The 17,913-nt window shown below is 66.8% G+C and carries 13 protein-coding genes and 1 other RNA gene; 11 read left to right on the top strand and 3 right to left on the bottom strand.

The annotated features are described in order from the left end of the window. Positions 1 to 394: 394 nt before the first annotated feature. A complete protein-coding gene (locus SIL87_RS12775; RefSeq protein ID WP_319614553.1) occupies positions 395 to 1,492 on the bottom strand; it encodes an A/G-specific adenine glycosylase in 1,098 nt (365 codons plus the stop codon). A gap of 11 nt (positions 1,493 to 1,503) precedes the next feature. Between SIL87_RS12775 and SIL87_RS12770 the strand changes: the two genes are divergently transcribed. The 6 genes from SIL87_RS12770 (at position 1,504) to SIL87_RS12745 (ending at position 11,214) form a co-directional block, all read left to right on the top strand. Then, a complete protein-coding gene (locus SIL87_RS12770; protein ID WP_319614552.1) occupies positions 1,504 to 1,977 on the top strand; it encodes a DUF721 domain-containing protein in 474 nt (157 codons plus the stop codon). Between the two features lie 85 nt (positions 1,978 to 2,062). Continuing rightward, positions 2,063 to 3,556 carry a CoA-acylating methylmalonate-semialdehyde dehydrogenase gene (locus SIL87_RS12765; RefSeq protein ID WP_319614551.1) on the top strand — a complete coding sequence of 498 codons (1,494 nt, stop codon included), beginning with the start codon at positions 2,063 to 2,065 and terminating at the stop codon, positions 3,554 to 3,556. A gap of 16 nt (positions 3,557 to 3,572) precedes the next feature. Beyond that, positions 3,573 to 4,328: an HpcH/HpaI aldolase family protein gene (locus SIL87_RS12760; RefSeq protein ID WP_319614550.1), complete on the top strand. Its 756-nt coding sequence runs from the start codon at positions 3,573 to 3,575 to the stop codon at positions 4,326 to 4,328. 3 nt (positions 4,329 to 4,331) lie between these two features. Next, positions 4,332 to 5,789, top strand: a complete 1,458-nt coding sequence (locus SIL87_RS12755; protein WP_319614549.1) for a flavin-containing monooxygenase — start codon at positions 4,332 to 4,334, stop codon at positions 5,787 to 5,789. A 182-nt stretch (positions 5,790 to 5,971) separates the two neighbouring features. Next, positions 5,972 to 9,901, top strand: a complete 3,930-nt coding sequence (locus SIL87_RS12750) for an amino acid adenylation domain-containing protein (protein WP_319614548.1) — start codon at positions 5,972 to 5,974, stop codon at positions 9,899 to 9,901. A gap of 2 nt (positions 9,902 to 9,903) precedes the next feature. Continuing rightward, entirely contained in the window at positions 9,904 to 11,214 is a 1,311-nt protein-coding gene (locus SIL87_RS12745) for a glycosyltransferase (RefSeq protein WP_319614547.1), read from the top strand. Here SIL87_RS12745 and SIL87_RS12740 read toward each other — a convergent pair. Beyond that, positions 11,191 to 12,459, bottom strand: a complete 1,269-nt coding sequence (locus SIL87_RS12740) for an MFS transporter (RefSeq protein ID WP_319614546.1) — start codon at positions 12,457 to 12,459, stop codon at positions 11,191 to 11,193. The genes SIL87_RS12745 and SIL87_RS12740 overlap by 24 nt on opposite strands. Positions 12,460 to 12,662: 203 nt before the next feature. Continuing rightward, the gene (gene nudC, locus SIL87_RS12735) at positions 12,663 to 13,568 is read right to left on the bottom strand and encodes an NAD(+) diphosphatase (protein ID WP_319615979.1); all 906 of its coding nucleotides are present in this window, start codon (positions 13,566 to 13,568) and stop codon (positions 12,663 to 12,665) included. Between the two features lie 64 nt (positions 13,569 to 13,632). On the opposite strand from nudC, the gene ffs reads away from it, so the two are divergent. The 5 genes from ffs (at position 13,633) to SIL87_RS12710 (ending at position 17,891) form a co-directional block, all read left to right on the top strand. Beyond that, positions 13,633 to 13,730: signal recognition particle sRNA small type (gene ffs, locus SIL87_RS12730), an RNA gene on the top strand. Positions 13,731 to 13,759: 29 nt separating this feature from the next. After that, positions 13,760 to 15,562 (top strand): DNA polymerase III subunit gamma/tau, encoded by a 1,803-nt coding sequence (locus tag SIL87_RS12725; RefSeq protein WP_319614545.1) that lies wholly within the window; start codon positions 13,760 to 13,762, stop codon positions 15,560 to 15,562. Further along, positions 15,559 to 15,882, top strand: a complete 324-nt coding sequence (locus SIL87_RS12720; protein ID WP_319614544.1) for a YbaB/EbfC family nucleoid-associated protein — start codon at positions 15,559 to 15,561, stop codon at positions 15,880 to 15,882. Before SIL87_RS12725 ends, SIL87_RS12720 begins: the two co-directional genes overlap by 4 nt. A 304-nt stretch (positions 15,883 to 16,186) precedes the next feature. Next, entirely contained in the window at positions 16,187 to 16,777 is a 591-nt protein-coding gene (gene recR / locus SIL87_RS12715; protein WP_319614543.1) for a recombination mediator RecR, read from the top strand. Between the two features lie 10 nt (positions 16,778 to 16,787). Then, positions 16,788 to 17,891: an OpgC family protein gene (locus tag SIL87_RS12710; protein WP_319614542.1), complete on the top strand. Its 1,104-nt coding sequence runs from the start codon at positions 16,788 to 16,790 to the stop codon at positions 17,889 to 17,891. Positions 17,892 to 17,913 lie beyond the last annotated feature (22 nt).

Below are 17,913 nucleotides of genomic sequence, written 5' to 3'. Positions count from 1 at the left end.
GTGACCCCGCCCCAGGCCTCGTGCCTGGGGCTTTTTTGTGGCGTTGGTTTGGGAAGGTAAGGTTAAGTGAAGGTGAAGCACTTCTTTTTTTGCAAAAAAAGAAGCAAAAAAACTCTTGTTAATTTGGGGCTGTGCTGGTGAAATGCCCGTAGCCAAGAGTAAAAGTCTTTCTTTTTGTGGTTATGAGTTTGGGTTGAGCTTGAGTCTCTTACGTCGAAAGGGTCGGGAACCAGAGTCAAGAAGTTTTTTGGTTCTTTTTTTCAAAAAAGAACGGCTTGCTTGACTTGTTTTATTGGTGACTAGAGAGTGATGGGCTTCGCAAGGGCTCTGCCCATCCTACAAATACTCTTTTGACTTTGGGTCTGTGCTGGTGAAAAACGCCCATGCACCGGATTCACAAAAGTTTTTTGCTTCTTTTTTTCAAAAAAGAAGTCTTCTTGCCCTGTTCTTTACGTCCCCCGGACCTCCCGTCGAGACAGGCTATTCCGGCTTCGACGGCTTTGCGCATCAGGCTGGGCAGGGGGGTTGTGGGGGGGGCGTGTTGGAGAGTGGGGGGGAGGTGGGGGGTGGTGGCGGCCATGATGTGGAGGTGGAGTTCGAAGTGGGTGAAAATGTGGGTGATGGTTCCGGCGTCGTGCCAGTTGGCTTGGGTGGGGGGTGGGGCGGCGGGTTTGGTTGGTTCCCATGCGGTTCCGGGGAGTTCGAGCATGCTGCCGAGGAGTCCGGTGGGGGGGCGGCGGCGGAGGGCGATGGCGCCGGTGGGGTCGCGGAGCAGGAAGGCGGTGCCGTAGCGGATCGGGCGGGGGGATTTCGGGGTTTTGCGGGGGAGGGTTGGGGCGATGCCTTCGGCGTGGGCGGTGCAGGAGGATTGCCAGGGGCAGAGCAGGCAGGAGGGGTTGCGCGGGGTGCAGATGGTGGCGCCGAGGTCGAACAGGGCCTGGACGAAGTCGCCGGGGGCGGCGTGGGCGGCGGGTTGGTTGCCGAGGCGGGCGGCGGCGGCGGCGATGGCGGGTTTGGCGGCGGGGAGGGGGGTCTGGATCGCGAAGATGCGGGCGGTGACGCGTTCGACGTTGCCGTCGATCGGGACGATGGGGAGGTTGAAGGCGATCGCGCCGATGGCGGCGGCGGTGTAGGGGCCGATGCCGGGGAGGGCGCGGAGGGAGTCGAGCGTGTCGGGGAAGCGGCCGGTTGCGGCGATGGCGCGGGCGCAGGCGATCAGGTTGCGGGCGCGGGCGTAGTAGCCGAGGCCGGCCCAGAGGGCGAGGATGTCGTTGTCGGGGGCGTTGGCGAGGGTTTCGATGGTCGGGAAGCGGGTGATGAAGCGGTTGAAATAGGGTATGACGGTGGCGACCACGGTTTGCTGGAGCATGATTTCGCTGAGCCAGACGTGGTAGGGGTTGGGGCTGCGGTCGGTCGCGCGCCAGGGCAGGGCGCGGCGATGGGCGCGATACCAGCGGAGCAGGGCGGCGGCGGATGGCAGAGCAGGGTTCACGGAAGCGGTCAATGGGGGCAAAGCTGCCGCCTGTCGAGCCGCCGCGGCATTTTGCGCCGCGCGGGATTGCGGCGCTGGTGGCGCCGATTTTGCGCCCGGCGTTGCGCCGGCGGGGGGCATCGCTCGCGACGTTGATCGAGGATTGGCCTGCGATTGTCGGGGTGGCGATTGCGGCGCGGAGTGTGCCGGTGAAGTGTGCGGCGGGGACGTTGACGCTGGGGTGTGCGGGGCCGGATGCGCTGGAGTTGCAGCATCAGGTTCCGGCGCTGATGGCGCGGATCAATCTGGCGTTGGGTGGGGCGCCGGTGGCGCGGGTGCGGTTCGTGGATCTGCCGCCCGGGGGCGATGGGGGAAAGCCTGTGGCGCGGGGTGGGCGGCGGCGGGCGGTGGGGGTGGCCGAGCCTTGCGAGGGGTTGCCGGAGGGGCCGATCGGCGAGGCGTTGGCGCGGTTGCGGCGGGGGATGGGGCGGCGCGATCGGGCGTGAGTGCGGGTGCTGCGATGTGCGCGCGGGGGTTGCCCTGCGGGGATGGCGGCGACAATATCGGGGCCGATCAAACCGGGGGGACGCCATGAAATCGCACGGTCATTTCATCGACAATCAGCGGATCGAGGGGGCGGGGACGCGGCATCTGCCGGTGTTCGACCCGGCGCTGGGGGTGCAGACCGGGGTGGTGAGCGTGGCGACGCCCGATGAGGTGGAGCGGGCGATCGCCGGGGCGGTGGCGGCGTTTCCGGCCTGGGCGGCGACTCCGGCGCTGCGGCGGGCGCGGGTGATGTTCAAGTTCAAGGACTTGATCGAGGCGCACAAGGACGAGCTGGCGGCGCTGATCACCGGCGAGCATGGCAAGGTGATCACGGATGCGGCGGGCGAGGTGGTGCGCGGCATGGAGGTGGTGGAGTTCGCCTGCGGAATTCCCGATGCGTTGAAGGGCGAGTATTCGCGCAATGTGGGGACCAATGTGGATAGTTATTCGATCCGCATGCCGCTGGGGGTGGTTGCCGGGATCACGCCGTTCAATTTTCCGGCGATGGTGCCGCTGTGGATGTTTCCGGTCGCGATTGCGTGCGGGAATTGTTTTATTCTGAAGGTTTCCGAGAAGGTGCCGTCGGCGGCGCTGCTGCTGGCGGAGTTGCTGAAGGAGGCGGGATTGCCTGCCGGGGTGTTCAGCGTGGTCAATGGCGATCGGGAGGTGGTGGATGCGCTGCTGACCGACCGGCGGATTGCGGCGATCAGTTTTGTGGGATCGACGCCGATTGCCGAGCATATTTTCACGACCGCCTCGGCGCATGGCAAGCGGGTTCAGGCGTTGGGCGGGGCGAAGAACCACATGGTGGTGATGCCGGATGCCGATCTGGATCAGACCGTCGATGCGCTGATGGGCGCGGCCTATGGTTCGGCGGGCGAGCGGTGCATGGCGATTTCGGTGGCGGTTGCGGTGGGCGATATCGCCGATCCGCTGGTGGAGCGGCTGGCCAGGGCGGCGCGGGCGTTGAAGATCGGGCCGGGGGTGGACCGTGAGGCGGAGATGGGGCCGCTGGTGTCGAAGGAGCACAAGGCGAAGGTGTTGTCCTATATCGATCTCGGCGTGACCGAGGGGGCGACGCTGGTGGTGGATGGGCGGGGCCTGACGTTGCAGGGGCATGAGGACGGGTATTTCGTCGGGCCGACGCTGTTCGATCATGTCAGGCCGGGGATGCGGATTCATTCCGAGGAGATTTTCGGGCCGGTGCTGTCGGTGGTGCGGGAGAAGAGTTTCGACGATGCGGTTGCGATCATCAATGCGCACGAGTTCGGCAACGGCACCTCGATTTTCACCCGCGATGGCGATGCGGCGCGGAGTTTCGCCGATCAGATCGAGGTCGGGATGGTGGGGATCAATGTGCCGATTCCGGTGCCGATGGCGTTTCATTCGTTCGGCGGGTGGAAGCGGTCGATTTTCGGCGATCATGGCATGCATGGGCGCGAGGGCGTGCATTTCTACACGAAGCTGAAAACGATGACGACGCGCTGGCCGACCGGGATTCGTGCCGGGGCGGAGTTCGCCATGCCGACGATGAAATAACGATAAAGGGGATACGATGTCACTGAACCGGATCTGGGCGGAAAATCGGGCGGCGTTGAACGGGTGGCTCGCGATACCGGATGGTTTTGCGAGCGAGATCATGGCGCATCAGGGCTGGGACAGCCTGACGGTGGATTTGCAGCATGGCGTGGTCGATTACGCGGCTGCGGTGCGGATGCTGACGGCGATCGGGACGACGGATGTGGTGCCGGTCGTGCGGGTGCCGTGGCTCGACCCGGGGATTATCATGAAATCGCTCGATGCCGGGGCGCTCGCGGTGATCTGCCCGATGATCAATACCGCCGCGGATGCGCGCGTGCTTGCCGATGCGATGCGGTATGCGCCGCAGGGCGGGCGGAGTTATGGGCCGATCCGGGCGAGTTTCGCGCATGGGGCGGATTATCCGAAGCGGGCGAACGAGATTGTGACGGCGTTCGCGATGATCGAGACCAAGCAGGCGATGGCGGTGCTTGATGATATTCTGGCGACGCCGGGGATCGACGGGGTTTATGTCGGGCCGAACGATCTGGCGCTGACGCTGGGGTTGGCGCCGCAATTCGACCCGACGCATCGGACCATGCTCGATGCGTTCGATCATATTCTGGCGCGGGCGAAGCATCACGGCAAGCGCGCCGCGATCCATACCGGGTCGGCGGGGTATGCGAAGACGATGGCGACCAAAGGGTTCGATCTGGTCACGGTGGGGTCGGATGCGCGGTTCATCGCCGCCGGGGCGGCGGCGGAGGTGGCGGCGTTCCGGGCGCGGGACTGACCCATGGCCGTTCCGCATTTCGATGTTGTCGTGGTCGGGGCCGGGCTTTCGGGGATCGGGGCGGCGTGTCATCTCGCGCGGGATTGCCCGGATCGGAGCTATGTGGTGCTCGAAGCGCGCGATGCGATCGGCGGGACGTGGGATTTGTTCCGTTATCCGGGCATCCGGTCCGATTCGGATATGTACACGCTGGGTTATTCGTTCCGGCCCTGGCTCGATTCGCGGGCGATCGCGCCGGGGGCGGCGATTCTGGACTATGTGCGGGAGACGGCCTCGGCCTTCGGGGTGGACCGGCATATCCGGTTCGGGCATCGGGTGACGCAGGCGGAGTGGGATTCGGGCCGGGCGTGCTGGACGGTTTCGGTTTCGCGCGGGGACGGGATCGAGCGGTTCACCTGCTCCTTTCTGTTCATGTGCAGCGGCTATTACGATTACGAGGGCGGGTATCTGCCGGAATTTCCAGGGGCTGAGGCGTTTGCCGGGCGGATTGTGCATCCGCAATCGTGGCCGGACGATCTGGATTACGCGGGCAAGAGGGTCGTGGTGATCGGCAGTGGTGCCACGGCGGTGACGCTGGTGCCGGCGATGGCGAAATCGGCCGCGCATGTCACGATGTTGCAGCGTTCGCCGACCTATATCGTGGCGCGGCCTTCGGAGGATGGGTTTGCGAACCGGGTGCGCCGCCGGTTGCCGAAGCGGCTGGCCTACAGCGTCGTGCGGTGGCGGAATGTGCTGCTGGGGATGGTGTTTTATAATCTGGCACGGCGGCGGCCTGAGCGGATCAAGGCCTGGATCATCGATATGGCGCGGCGTGCGTTGGGGGCGGATTACGATGTCGCGACCCATTTCACGCCGCGTTACCAGCCGTGGGATCAGCGCCTGTGCCTGGTGCCCGATGGCGATTTGTTCGCGGCGCTCAGATCGGGCCGCGCCGAGATCGTGACCGATCGGATTGCGTCGTTCACGCCGTCCGGCATCCGGCTGGAGTCGGGGCGGGACCTCGCGGCGGACCTGATCGTTGCGGCAACCGGGTTGAAGCTCAAGCTGATGGGCGGGTTGCGGGTGGTGGTGGATGGCAGGACGGTCGATTTCGCGAAGACGCTGAGCTACAAAGGGATGATGATCAGCGACGTGCCGAATTTCGCGGTCGCGTTCGGCTATACCAATGCGTCCTGGACCCTCAAATCGGACCCGACATCGGTGTATGTCTGCCGATTGCTCAACCATATGAAGCGGCGCGGGTTCACGACCTGCACGCCGCTGCGGAACGATCCGACCGTGGCGGAGGAGCCGTTCGTCGATTTCAGTTCGGGGTATATTCAACGGGCGATCGCCTCGTTTCCGCGTCAGGGATCGAAGAAGCCGTGGCGGCTCTATCAGAATTATATCCGCGATCTGGCGATGCTGCGCTGGGGACGGCTTGCCGACGGGACGATGTCGTTCAGCCATGCGGGCAAGTGACGGCGCGGCGGGCGGAGGCCGGAACCGGGCGCTGCCGCCGCCTTTTCGCCTGGGTCGATGCCGCTGCGATGCAACCGGGGCACGATAAATTGTACGTGTTATGATAAATGTCATCTTTTTAAGATTGAATTGAACCTTAAAGTAGTATTACATCCAAAAAACATTAATTTTGGATGAAAAAAATGACGGTATCTGACCATTATCTTCCACTTACGGTTGCGCAGCGGGGATTGTGGATCGGACAGAAGATCGCGCCTGCCGGCACGATCTTCAACATTGCGGAATCGATCGAAATTCCGGGGGCGATCGATCCCGACCGGTTCATCGCCGCCCTGCGCGCGGTCGCGGCCGAAACCGACACCATCCGGGTGCGGATCGTCGAGACCAAGGCCGGGCCGCGCCAGATCATCCGGCCTGATTATACCGATGAGTTTCCGGTGTTCGATGTCTCGGGCGAGGCCGATCCGCGCGCGGCGGCGGAAGGCTGGATGTGGCAGGAGCTTTCGGCACCGGTCGATCTCGCGGACGGGCGGCTCTGGATGGGCGCGCTGTTCAAGGCCGGTCCGCAACGCTGGTTCTGGTATCACCGCGCGCATCATATCATGTTCGATGGATTTACCGGGGGACTGGTCGCGCGGCGGGTGGCCGAGACCTACACGGCGCTGGTGCGCGGGCACGAGGTGCCGCCCTGCCCGTTCGGCAGCCTCGATACGCTGATCGCGCATGATCAGGCCTATCGCGAGTCGCCGCGTTTCGCGCGCGACCGGGCGTTCTGGCTGGAGCATCTGGCCGATCTGCCGCCCGCGATGTCGCTCGCGCGCCGCCGGGTGACGGGCGGGGGCGGGTTGCGGCGGCGCACCGCGCATATCGATGCCGCGCAGACCGGGGCGATGCGCGCGCTCGCGAAATCGCTCGGCGCGAGCCTGCCGCAATTCCTGATCGCGCTGGTCGCCGCCTATTATCACCGGGTCACCGGCGCCGATGACCTCGTGATCGGCATGCCGGTGACCGGCCGCCCCTCGGCGCTGCTGCGCTCGATACCGGGCATGATCGCCAATGCCGCGCCGATGCGGCTGCGGTTCGGGGCGGGGATGGATTTCGCGGCGCTGGTCGGGGAGGCGGGCCGCGCGCTGCTGCGGGCGCTGCGCCACCAGCAATTCCGCTACGAGGAGCTGCGGCGCGACCTCGGCCTGTTCGGGGCGGATCAGCAGGTGTCGTTCCTCGGCGTGAATATCGAACCGTTCGACTATGTGCTCGACTTCGCGGGCCACGCCGCGATCACCCATAATCTGTCGAACGGGTCGGTCGAGGATATGATGATCTTTATTTACGACCGGTCCGACGAGCGGGGGTTGCGGATCGATTTCGATGCGAATCCGGTGCTTTATGAAGATGCCGATCTGGTTCGGCACGAAACGCGGCTGCTGCGGGTGATCGAGCAGGTCATGGCCGACCCCCATGCGGAACTCGCGCGGCTCGATCTGTTTGCGACGGGCGAGCGGGCGCTGATGCTCGCGGACTGGAACGCGACCGCGCGCCCGGTGCCCCCCGGCGATGTCGCGGCGTGGATCGCGGCGCGCGCCGTGCAGACGCCCGATGCCGTGGCGGTGATCGCGGCTGAGGGGGCTTTGTCCTATCGCGACCTGATGCGGCAGGCCGACGATCTGGCCGCGCGGCTCACATCCGCCGGGATCGGGCCCGGCGATCTGGTTGCCCTGTTGGTGCCGCGCGGGATCGGGGTGCTCGCCGCCAGCCTTGGGATCATGCGGAGCGGGGCGGCCTATCTGCCGCTGGACCCCGGACTTCCCGAGGCGCGACGGGGGATGATTCTGGCCGATGCGAAACCCTCTATTGTTCTGACCACGACCGGACTGGCCGGTACCCTGCGCGCGGACGCGCCGGTGCTGTGCCTCGATGCGCCGGACCGGGCACCGCAGGGGATCGTTGCGAGCGGAACGCGGGTACCGCGTGATACGATGACGCGGGTACCGCGTGATACGGCCTATGTGATCTTTACCTCGGGTTCGACCGGCCGGCCCAAAGGCGTCGTGATCCCGAAGCCCGCGCTCGCCAATCTCTGCCATGAGTTCGTGCAGCGTCTGCGGCTGACGCCCGCCGACCGGATGCTCGCGGTCACCACGATCGGGTTCGACATCGCGGCGCTGGAACTTCTGGTGCCGCTGATCGCCGGGGCGGCGGTCGTGCTCGCGCCGGGGGATGCCGCGCGCGATCCCGCGAAACTCGCGGCCATGATCCGCGATCGGGCGGTGACCGCGATGCAGGCGACCCCCTCGCTCTATCGCGCCGTGCTGCACCCGCATCCGGACGCCTTCGCCGGTTTGACCCTGCTGGTCGGCGGGGAAGCCCTGCCGCCGCCCATCGCCACCTCGTTGCAGCGTCAGGCCGCACGGCTGATCAATGTGTATGGCCCGACCGAGACGACGATCTGGTCGACCTTTCACGAAATGACCGAGGCCGATTGCGCCGCCCCGCCGATCGGCCGGGCGATCGCCAACACCACGCTCTATGTGCTCGATCAGGCCGGCGAGCCGGTGCCTCCGTGCGTGGCGGGCGAACTCCATATCGGCGGGGCGGGGCTGGCGATCGGGTATCTGGATCGGCCCGATCTCACCGAGGCACGGTTCATCGCCGACCGGTTCGGCGGCAGCGGCTCCCGCCTGTACCGGACCGGGGATATCGCGCGGTTCAACGAAAGCGGGGTTCTGGAATATCTCGGCCGCGGCGACGATCAGATCAAGATACGCGGGTTCCGGGTCGAACTCGGCGAGGTCGAGGCGGTGCTTGCGGGATTGCCGGAGGTCGCCGCCGCCGCGGTCGCGCTGCGCGACACCAGGGGGCAGGCCCAACTGGTTGGGTATGTCGTGCCGCAGGGCGTCACCTGGCCGGACCCGGCGGCGCTGCGGCGGCGGATGGGCGAGATTCTGCCGGATTACATGGTGCCCGCCGCCTTCGTGGTCCTGTCGACCTTGCCGGTGAACCCGAACGGCAAGCTCGACCGCAACGCCCTTCCGGCCCCCGAGGCGGTGCGGGCGGCTTCGGTCAGCGGGGAGTATGTCGCACCGGCCACGCATGGCGAGGAGGTGCTGGCGGCGCTGTGGGCCGAAACCTTCGGGCTCGACAGGGTTTCAGTGCATGATAATTTCTTTGCCCTCGGCGGCGATTCGCTGACGGCGGCCCGGATGGTCGCGGATCTGGCCGGGCGGTTCTCGGCGGACCTGCCGATCGGGGCGCTGTTCCAGGACGCGACGATCGCCAATCTCGCGCCGTATCTCGATGAGGCGCGGGCGAGCGATCCGCTGGCGATGATGGTGACGCTGCGGCGGGGTCACGCGGCCTCCGCGCTGTTCTGCATCCATCCCGTTGCCGGGTTGTCGTGGGGTTATGCCGGGCTGACGCGGTATTTGCCGGAGTCGCTGGCGATTCACGGCCTGCAGTCGCTCGGGTTCAGCGAGCCGTTGCCCGGCTCGATCGAGGCGATCGCCGATCATTACATCGCGATCATCCGGCGGGTGCAGCCCTGCGGGCCGTATAACCTGCTCGGCTGGTCGCTCGGCGGGTTGATCGCCCATGCGATCGCGGAACGCCTGACGGCGGCGGGCGAGGTGGTGAAGACGCTGGCGATGCTCGATTCCTATCCGTTCCGGACCCGCAGCCTGCCGGGGGATGAGCGGGCGATGGTCGCGGCCTCGCTCGGGTTTCTCGGCTATGCCCCCGACCGGCTCGGCACCGGCTCGGACATGGAGGCGCTGGTCGGGCTGCTGATCGCCGATTACGCGCTCGACGAGATCCCGATGCCCGCCGGGCTGGTGCGCGAGACCGTGATGCGGCGGGTGCGCCATGTCGCGGAGACCACGCTCACGCTGGCGCAGCGCTTCGTTCCCGGCACGATCGCCGGTGATCTGCTGTTCCTGCGCGCGGGGCGGCGGCCGGCGCTGGCGGCGGATGATTTCGTCGAGGACGATCCCAATGCCTGGCGGCGTCATGTCAACGGCAACCTCATTCTTCACGATATCGACTGCCGCCATCAGGACATGCTCGGGGCCGCCGCCCTGCGCGATATCGGGCCGATCATCGCGCGCGCCTTCGCCTGACCATGCGCGTTGCGATTTTCTGCGTCGGCACGCGCGGCGACGTTCAGCCCTTTCTCGCGCTCGGGGCGGGGTTGCGGGCGCGCGGCCATGAGGTGGTGATCTGTGCCGCGACGAATTTCGCGGCGATGATCCGCGATGCCGGGCTCGACCATGCCCCGTTGACGGCGGATTACGACCGGCTGATGCGCCGGGCGCCGGAGATGATCGAGAACGGGATGAACGTGGTCCGGGGCGGGCGGATCATGGCGCGGTATCTGGCCGAGATGGCGGCGCACTGGCCGGCGGAGGGGCGTGCTGCGGCGTCGGGTGCGGATCTGCTGATCGGTCAGGGGCCGGCGACGGTGCTGGCCGGATCGTTGTCGCAGGCGCTCGGGATTCCGGTGGTTCAGGCGCAGTTGCAGCCGATGACGCCGTGCCGCGACATTCCGCCCATGGTGCTGCCGCCGCTGCCGGTGCGGCTGCCCGGTGCGGTCAATCGGGGCCTCTATCATGCGTTGCGCTGGTTCATGTGGTCGCTGGTGTGCGGGCCGGTCAACCGGCATTTGCGGGCGCCGCTCGGCCTTGCCGATTACGCGTGGCAGGGGCCGCAGCACGATGCGCCGCGCGCCCATCGCCGCACGCTCTATGCCTACAGCCCGGCGATCCTGCCGCGTTCGCGCGACTGGACCGATGATATCGCCGTGACGGGCTACTGGTTTCACGACCGCGCGCGGACGTGGACGCCGCCGGAGCCGCTCGTGCGGTTTCTCGAAGCCGGGCCGAAGCCGATCTATATCGGGTTCGGCAGCATGTTCGCGCGCGATGCCGAACCCCTTGCCGCCGCCGTGATCGCGTCGGTCAGGCAGGCGGGGCAGCGGGCGGTGATCGCGCGCGGCTGGGGCGGCATCGCGGTCGATGAGGGCCGGGACGATCCATTGATCCATGTGATCGGCGAAGCGCCGCATGACTGGCTGCTGCCGCGCATGGCCGCCGCCGTGCATCATGGCGGGGCGGGCACCACCGCCGCCGCGATCCGTGCGGGCATCCCTTCGCTGATTTTGCCGTTCATCACCGAACAGGCGTTCTGGTCGGTCCAGCTCGAACGGGCGGGCGTGGCCGTGCTCCGGATCGCGCGGAAGGCGGTGACGCCGGATCGTCTGGCGCAGGGTTACCGGCACCTGCTCGCCCCGGCGATCGCGGCAAGGGCGCGGGCGCTGGGGGAGCGCATCGCCGCCGAGGACGGGGTCGGCACCGCCATCGCGCAGCTCGAAGCTTGGGGATTGCTGCGCGCGCCGGTGCGCCAGCCGGTATCAGCCGCGATGATCGCCGATTGAAAAGGCCGGGATCAGCGCGCCGAGCAGCAGGGTACCGGCGAGCAGCAAGGCCAGACCGCCCGCCCAGGGGTGCGCCGGCGACAGGCTGATGGTGGCGGCGTAGATCGAGGTGAACAACAGTGGCCCGATCAGGGCGGCGAGGCTCGAAATGCTCGACAGCATGCCTTGCAGCCCGCCCTGGTCCTCCGCACCGATCCGGCGCGCCATGATCCCCTGCAGAGAGGGCAATGACAGCGCCCAGATCGCGATCACCGGCAGGGCGAACCAGATGTCGTGGCCGTGCGGTGCGAAGGCGAACATCGCGAAGCCCGCGGCACCTCCGATCAGGCCGAGCCGCAGGGTCACCGCTTCGCCGAAGCGCCGCACGCAGGGCCGGACCAGACCGCCCGCGACCACCACGAACCCGACACCGGCCCCGGCGAGGGCAGCCCCGATCAGGGCGGGGCGCCAGCCGAACCGGTTTTCCAGATACAGCACCAGGATCGCCGGGATCGCCTGCTGGGCGAGGATGCCGAGCGCATAGATGATCGCGGGCCGGGTGAGACCGGGGCGTGCGAACAGGCGCAGCGGCGCGAGCGGGTTGAGCCGGCGGCGCGATAAGGGCGGCGGCGGGGTGGAGGATTGCCGCGCCGGTTCGCGCAGCACGAACAGGCCGACCGCTGCATTGAGCACCGCCAGCGCGGCGGCACACCAGAAGGGCAGTCGCAGGCCAATCCCGCCCAGGGCGCCGCCGACCGCCGGGCCGAGGACGAACCCGAGCGCCGCCGCGCCGCCCGTGAGGCCGAACGCGGCGGCGCGGCGCTCGGGGGGCGTGATATCCGCGACGTAGGCGTTCGCGACGGCGATATTGGCCGATGAGATGCCCGAGAGAATGCGGCCCACAAACAGCCACGCGACCGAGGGCGCCATCGCCATGATCGCGAAATCCACCGCCTGACCGAAACAGGACCACAGGATTACCGGACGGCGGCCGATCCGGTCCGACAGGGCGCCGAGCAGCGGGGCGGCGAAGAACTGCATGATCGCCCATGAGGCACCGAACCAGCCGAACACCAGCGCGATCCGCGCCCGATCGCCCGGCATCAGCGTGCCGACCAGCCGGGGCAGGACGGGCAGCACGATCGCCACCGCCATCATATCGAGACAGACGACCGCCATGATCACCCCGAGTGCTGCGGAACCGGTCGTTGGGGTGCGGCGGCGGGCGATTTCGTTTCGGCCTTTGCGATCGTTGACCGGCGGCATCGACGAGGCACCGCAGGACGGGAAATAGGATTCTTCTAAAAAAGTAGCGGATGCGTTGTAGCCATGTCGATGGCACCGCCACAAGCACGACTCGAAATCCACAAGAGTTTTTTGGTTCTTTTTTGCAAAAAAGAACCCTTGATATTTCCTGCGTATCGCCCGACGCAACGAGCCGGTGAGCGCTATATGCCGTGATCCGGGCGCTACTCCGCCATCCACTCCTCGATCAATCGCCGCGCGATCGAATCGCGTGGGGGCAGGTTGAAGCCGGCCTCCTTGCGGTGTGCGAGGTCGGAACGGGTGAACCAGGCGGCGGCGCGCATTTCCTCGGGGTCCAGCGTGATGGTCTCGGTGAGGGCTTCGGCGCGGTAGCCGAGCATCAGGGAGGCGGGGAACGGCCAGGGCTGGCTGCCGATGTAGCTGACATCGCCGACCGTTACGCCGACTTCCTCAAGGGTTTCGCGGCGCACGGCGTCTTCCAGGCTTTCGCCGGGTTCGACGAAGCCGGCCAGGGTCGAGAAAAAATTGCGGTCGACCGGAAATTTATGCGACTGGCCGAGCAGGACGCGGTCGCCCCGGGCGATCAGCATGATCACCGCCGGGTCGGTGCGGGGGAAATGCTCGGTGGCGCAGGCGGTGCACAGCATGGTGTGGCCGGCCCGCGCGAGGCGGCAGGGCGCGCCGCACAGGCTGCAGAATTTGGTGCGGGATTGCCAGTAGAGCAGGGCTTTGGCGGTTGCGAGCAGCCCGGCCTGAGTGGCGGGCAGGGTTGCGGTGAGGCCCCGCAGGTCGAGGAATTCGCCTTCGGGCGAGGCCAGTGCATCGAGCGGCGCATCATCGGCGGAGAGATCGACGGCGAAGACCGGGCGATGGTCGATCAGACCGAGAAAACTGGCTTCGCCCTCGTCGTCGCGGGGGCGCGCGGTGAGGATCGCATGGGGCGAGGGGGTTGCGCCGATCAGCAGCCGGCCCCGCCAATAGGGCACGAACAGCGCATCGGGCCGGGCGCGCGCGGCAGCGATCCATGCGGCATCGGTGCGCCGGTGGCCGGCGCGGTCGAGCGCCGCCGAACTGTAGAGGAGCGCGCTGGTCGGATGGATATCGGGCATCGGGCCAGACTGGCGCACGGGGGCATGCTTGCCAACCCCACCCAAAAATCCGATAACCGCTCCGGGAGATCGGCCACGGACGGGCGCCTCGCCAACCCGGTCAGGGCCGGAAGGCAGCAGCCGCAACGAGTTTCCGCACGGGTCGCGGATCCGGTCTCCCACCTCATTCCTGTCGCAAGCATCGGAGAATCATGGCTGGGTTGTTCGACGACGATGACCAGCCGCCACCGCCTGCGGGACCGTCCCTGTTCGGGGACGACGCCCCGGCGCTGCCGGTGGTCCATGCCCAGGCCTACCGCGTTCTTGCCCGGAAATATCGCCCCGCCACGTTCGATGATCTGATCGGGCAGGACGGGCTGGTCCGCACCCTGCGCAATGCCTTCGCCATGGGGCGGATCGCGCACGCCTTTATGCTGACCGGGGTGCGCGGGGTGGGAAAAACCACCACCGCGCGTATTCTTGCCCGGGCGCTGAACTGCACCGGGGCGGATGGTGCGGGCGGGCCGACGCCCGATCCCTGCGGCGTGTGCGATAATTGCGTCGCGATCCTGGCCGACCGGCACCCCGATGTGGTGGAAATGGACGCGGCTTCGAATACCGGCGTCGATGACGTGCGGGAAATCATCGAGGCGACGCGGTTCCGCCCGATGATTGCGCGGACCAAGGTGTTCATCATCGATGAAGTCCATATGCTGTCGCGCAATGCCTTCAACGCTTTGTTGAAAACGCTCGAAGAACCGCCGCCGCATGTGAAATTCGTGTTCGCCACCACCGAAATCCGCAAGGTGCCGGTCACGGTGCTGTCGCGCTGCCAGCGGTTCGACCTCAAGCGGGTTCCGGTCGATGTCCTTGCCGCCCATTTCGGCAAGGTCGCCGCCGCCGAGGCCATTACGATCGAGGCGGCGGCGGTCGAGGCGATCGCGCGCGCCGCCGATGGCTCGGTGCGCGATGGGCTTTCGCTGCTCGATCAGGCGATCGCCCGCGCCGACGACGGCAGCGCCGTCACCGCCACGCTGGTCGGCGATATGCTCGGCCTCGCGGACCGCAGCTTCGTGTTCGATCTGATGGAGGCGGTGGCGGGTGGCCGCATCGCCGAGGCGCTGGGCGTGATGGACCGCGCCCACGCCCAGGGGGCCGACGCGGTGGTGCTGATGCAGGACCTGCTCGGCCTCGCCCATACCCTCTCGCGCCTGAAGACGATCCCCGACCTCGCCACCGGCAATACCCTCCCCGAACTTGAACGGACCCGGGGGGCCGCACTCGCCGCGTCGCTCTCGGTGCCCTGGCTCGGCCGGCTCTGGCAGATGCTGCTCAAAGGCATCGGCGAGGTCGAACAGGCCAGCGACCGGCGGGCCGCCGCCGAAATGATCCTGATCCGGCTGTGCTTCGTCGCCGATCTGCCGCCGCCCGGCGATCTGGTCCGCCGCCTCGCAAGCGAGCCCGCAGCCCCCCGCGCCATCTTGCCGCGCGACACCCCGGAGCCGGGGCCGCGCGCGGTGGTCAATGGACCGCCCGCCGTCAGCGCCGCACCACGCCTCGCGCGGTTCGAGGACGTCATCGCGCTCGCCGAAGAGCGGCGGGACGCCCTGCTCACCAGCCAGCTCAAGCACGATGCGCGGATCGTGAAATTCGCCCCGCCGGTGATCGAACTCAACCTCTCCCCCGGCGCGCCGCGCGATCTTTCCGCCCGGCTCGCACGATTCCTCGAAGCCGAAACCGGGCACCGCTGGACCATCGCCCTCTCGCGCGAAGCCGGTGCGCCGAGCATGGTGGAAGCGCGCGAGACCGCGCGCGACGCGGCACGGGAAGACGCGCTCGCCCACCCGCTGGTCCAGGCGATCTTTGCAACCTTCCCCGGCGCCAAAATCGCCAGCGTCGAACCGGAAGACCCGGCACCCCTTGCCGACGCGCCGGGGATGCCCCCATACATCGGCGATGACGCCCCCCCGATGTCCGATCAGGATATCGCCGACGCTATGGAGATCGACCCATGAAAAACCTCGCCGGCCTGATGAAACAAGCCCAGGCCATGCAACAGAATATGCAGGATATGAACGCCCGGCTCGAAACCCTCGAAATTCAGGGCGAATCCGGCGCTGGCCTCGTGCAGCTCACGCTCACCGGCAAGGGCGTGCTGAAATCGACGAAAATCGACCCCAAACTGCTCGACCCCAACGATGCCGAAATGCTCCAGGACCTCATCGTTGCCGCCCACCACGACGCCAAAACCAAACTGGAAACCATCGCCGCCGAAGAAATGCAGAAAGCCACCGGCGGCATCTCCCTGCCCCCCGGCATGAAACTGCCGTTCTGAGGGCGATCATGGGGGGTGTGAGCAAGGCTGGGGCGCGGCCCCAGGCCCCGGCAAGGGGGCTTTGCCCCCCTGCACCCCCCACTAAGGACTTAGTCCTTAGAACCCGGTTTTTTCGGGTGAGGGGCCGGAGGGTATGCGCCGGACGCAGGACCATCGCGCGGGCGCGAGGACCGTGGCCGGCGCATACCCTCCGGCCACTCACCCGAACCAATGGATTCCAAAGACTAAGTCTTTGGCGGGGATGCAAGGGGCAGAGCCCCTTGCCGGGGTCCGGGGCCGCGCCCCGGCTTTGCCGACGCCTCCCATGATGGGCCCTGAGATCGAGGGTTTGGTGGCGCAGGTGGCGCGGTTGCCGGGGTTGGGGCCGCGGAGTGCGCGGCGGATTGTGTTGCGGTTATTGAGTGAGCGTGAGGGTCGGTTGATGCCGTTGATGGCGGCGTTGTCGGCGGCGGCGCAGCGTGTGGTGGTTTGTTCGGTGTGTGGCGGGCTGGACAGTGTCGATCCGTGTTCGGTGTGTGGCGATGCGGCGCGGGAGCCGATGATTTGCGTGGTGGAGTCGGTGGCGGATCAATGGGCGTTGGAGCGGGCTTCGGTGTATCGGGGCCGGTATCATGTGTTGGGTGGGTTGTTATCGGCGATTGGCGGGCGCGGGCCGGAGGAGTTGGGGGTGGGGCGGTTGCTGGCGCGGATTGATGGTTCGGTGCGCGAGGTTGTTCTGGCGTTGCCCGCGACGGTGGATGGTCAATCGACCGCGCATTATCTGGCGGAGCGGCTGGCGGGGCGCGGGATTGCGGTCACGCGGCTGGCGCAGGGTGTGCCGGTGGGGGGGAGCATCGAGATTCTCGACGAGGGCACGCTGGCGATGGCGATGTCGGCGCGGCGATCCGCCGAATGACCTCTGCCCGATGAGGCTGGTACGCGGCGGGCGGGATCTGCGGGTCGATTTTTTCCGCGGTATCGCGTTGTTCTGCATTTTTCTCGATCACATTCCGCATGATACGCTGGCGCGGTTTACCGTGCGCAATCTGGCGCTGAACGATGCGACCGAGATTTTCATTCTGCTGGCGGGGTATGCGGCGGCCCTGGTGTATGGGCGCAAGCTGGACCGGGCGGGGCCGGTCCATGCTGCTGCGGATATGTGGAAGCGGACATGGACGCTGTATATTGCGCATATATTCCTGTTCGTGGTGTTCGGCGCGGAGGTGATTGCGGCTTCGCATTGGTTCGACCGGCCGGATTACATCGGCAATATCGGGTTCGATCATTTGCGGCAGACGCCGCTGGCGGCGTTGGTGCAGGTGGTGCCGATGCTGTATCAGCCCTCGTTTCTGAACGTGCTGCCGTTGTATGTTGTGATCATGGGCGGGGTGGCGCCGTTTGTCGGTCTGTTGCGCCGGCCCTGGGTGCTGCTGGGGCTGAGTTTCGCGTTGTATGCGGCGGCGCGGCAGTTCGGGTGGAATTTACCGACCTATGGCGGGCATGGCTGGTTCTTCAACCCGCTGACATGGCAGTTGCTGTTCGTGCTTGGCATGTTGTTCTCGCGGTATGGCCGCCCGGCGCTGCCGTTGATCGCGACCGACATCGTGGCCGTGGTGCTGTTGGTGGTGGGATTTCTGATCCTGTTGACGACCTGGCTGGAACCCTCGCTCGCGCGCCATGTGCCGCCGCTGATCGATCCGTTGATCCGGGGCATCGACAAATCGGGGCTGCATCCCTACCGGCTGGCCTCGATCCTTGCGCTGGCGTGGCTTGCCTCGCGCTATGTGCCGGCGGGGGCGGCGTTCATCGAATCGCGGATCGGCTCGATTTTCGTGCTGATCGGGCAGCATGGGCTGAATACGTATTGCGCCAGCATTCTGTTGTCGTTCGCCGGGCGGGTCGCGCTCGGGATCGACAAGGGGTGGATGATGCAGGTGATCGTCAATCTGGCCGGTCTCGGCGCTCTGTGGGGCGTTGCCGCGATCGGCGCGTGGTACAAGGTGAAAGATGCAAAACCGGCGGTTGCTTAGGCTCCTGTTCCTATTCGCTCTG

It is taken from the genome of Acidiphilium acidophilum (assembly GCF_033842475.1).
GTDB classification, from domain to species: domain Bacteria; phylum Pseudomonadota; class Alphaproteobacteria; order Acetobacterales; family Acetobacteraceae; genus Acidiphilium; species Acidiphilium acidophilum.
This window is presented reverse-complemented; position numbering and strand designations above follow the sequence as displayed.

Bases quoted from the DNA above. Each gene is read 5' to 3' on its own strand.
- SIL87_RS12770 (WP_319614552.1), top strand. From the start codon at position 1,504: ATGGGGGCAAAGCTGCCGCCTGTCGAGCCGCCGCGGCATTTTGCGCCG.
- SIL87_RS12765 (WP_319614551.1), top strand. From the start codon at position 2,063: ATGAAATCGCACGGTCATTTCATCGACAATCAGCGGATCGAGGGGGCG.
- SIL87_RS12760 (WP_319614550.1), top strand. From the start codon at position 3,573: ATGTCACTGAACCGGATCTGGGCGGAAAATCGGGCGGCGTTGAACGGG.
- SIL87_RS12755 (WP_319614549.1), top strand. From the start codon at position 4,332: ATGGCCGTTCCGCATTTCGATGTTGTCGTGGTCGGGGCCGGGCTTTCG.
- SIL87_RS12750 (WP_319614548.1), top strand. From the start codon at position 5,972: ATGACGGTATCTGACCATTATCTTCCACTTACGGTTGCGCAGCGGGGA.
- SIL87_RS12745 (WP_319614547.1), top strand. From the start codon at position 9,904: ATGCGCGTTGCGATTTTCTGCGTCGGCACGCGCGGCGACGTTCAGCCC.
- SIL87_RS12740 (WP_319614546.1), bottom strand. From the start codon at position 12,459: ATGCCGCCGGTCAACGATCGCAAAGGCCGAAACGAAATCGCCCGCCGC.
- nudC (WP_319615979.1), bottom strand. From the start codon at position 13,568: ATGCCCGATATCCATCCGACCAGCGCGCTCCTCTACAGTTCGGCGGCG.
- SIL87_RS12725 (WP_319614545.1), top strand. From the start codon at position 13,760: ATGGCTGGGTTGTTCGACGACGATGACCAGCCGCCACCGCCTGCGGGA.
- SIL87_RS12720 (WP_319614544.1), top strand. From the start codon at position 15,559: ATGAAAAACCTCGCCGGCCTGATGAAACAAGCCCAGGCCATGCAACAG.
- recR (WP_319614543.1), top strand. From the start codon at position 16,187: ATGATGGGCCCTGAGATCGAGGGTTTGGTGGCGCAGGTGGCGCGGTTG.
- SIL87_RS12710 (WP_319614542.1), top strand. From the start codon at position 16,788: ATGAGGCTGGTACGCGGCGGGCGGGATCTGCGGGTCGATTTTTTCCGC.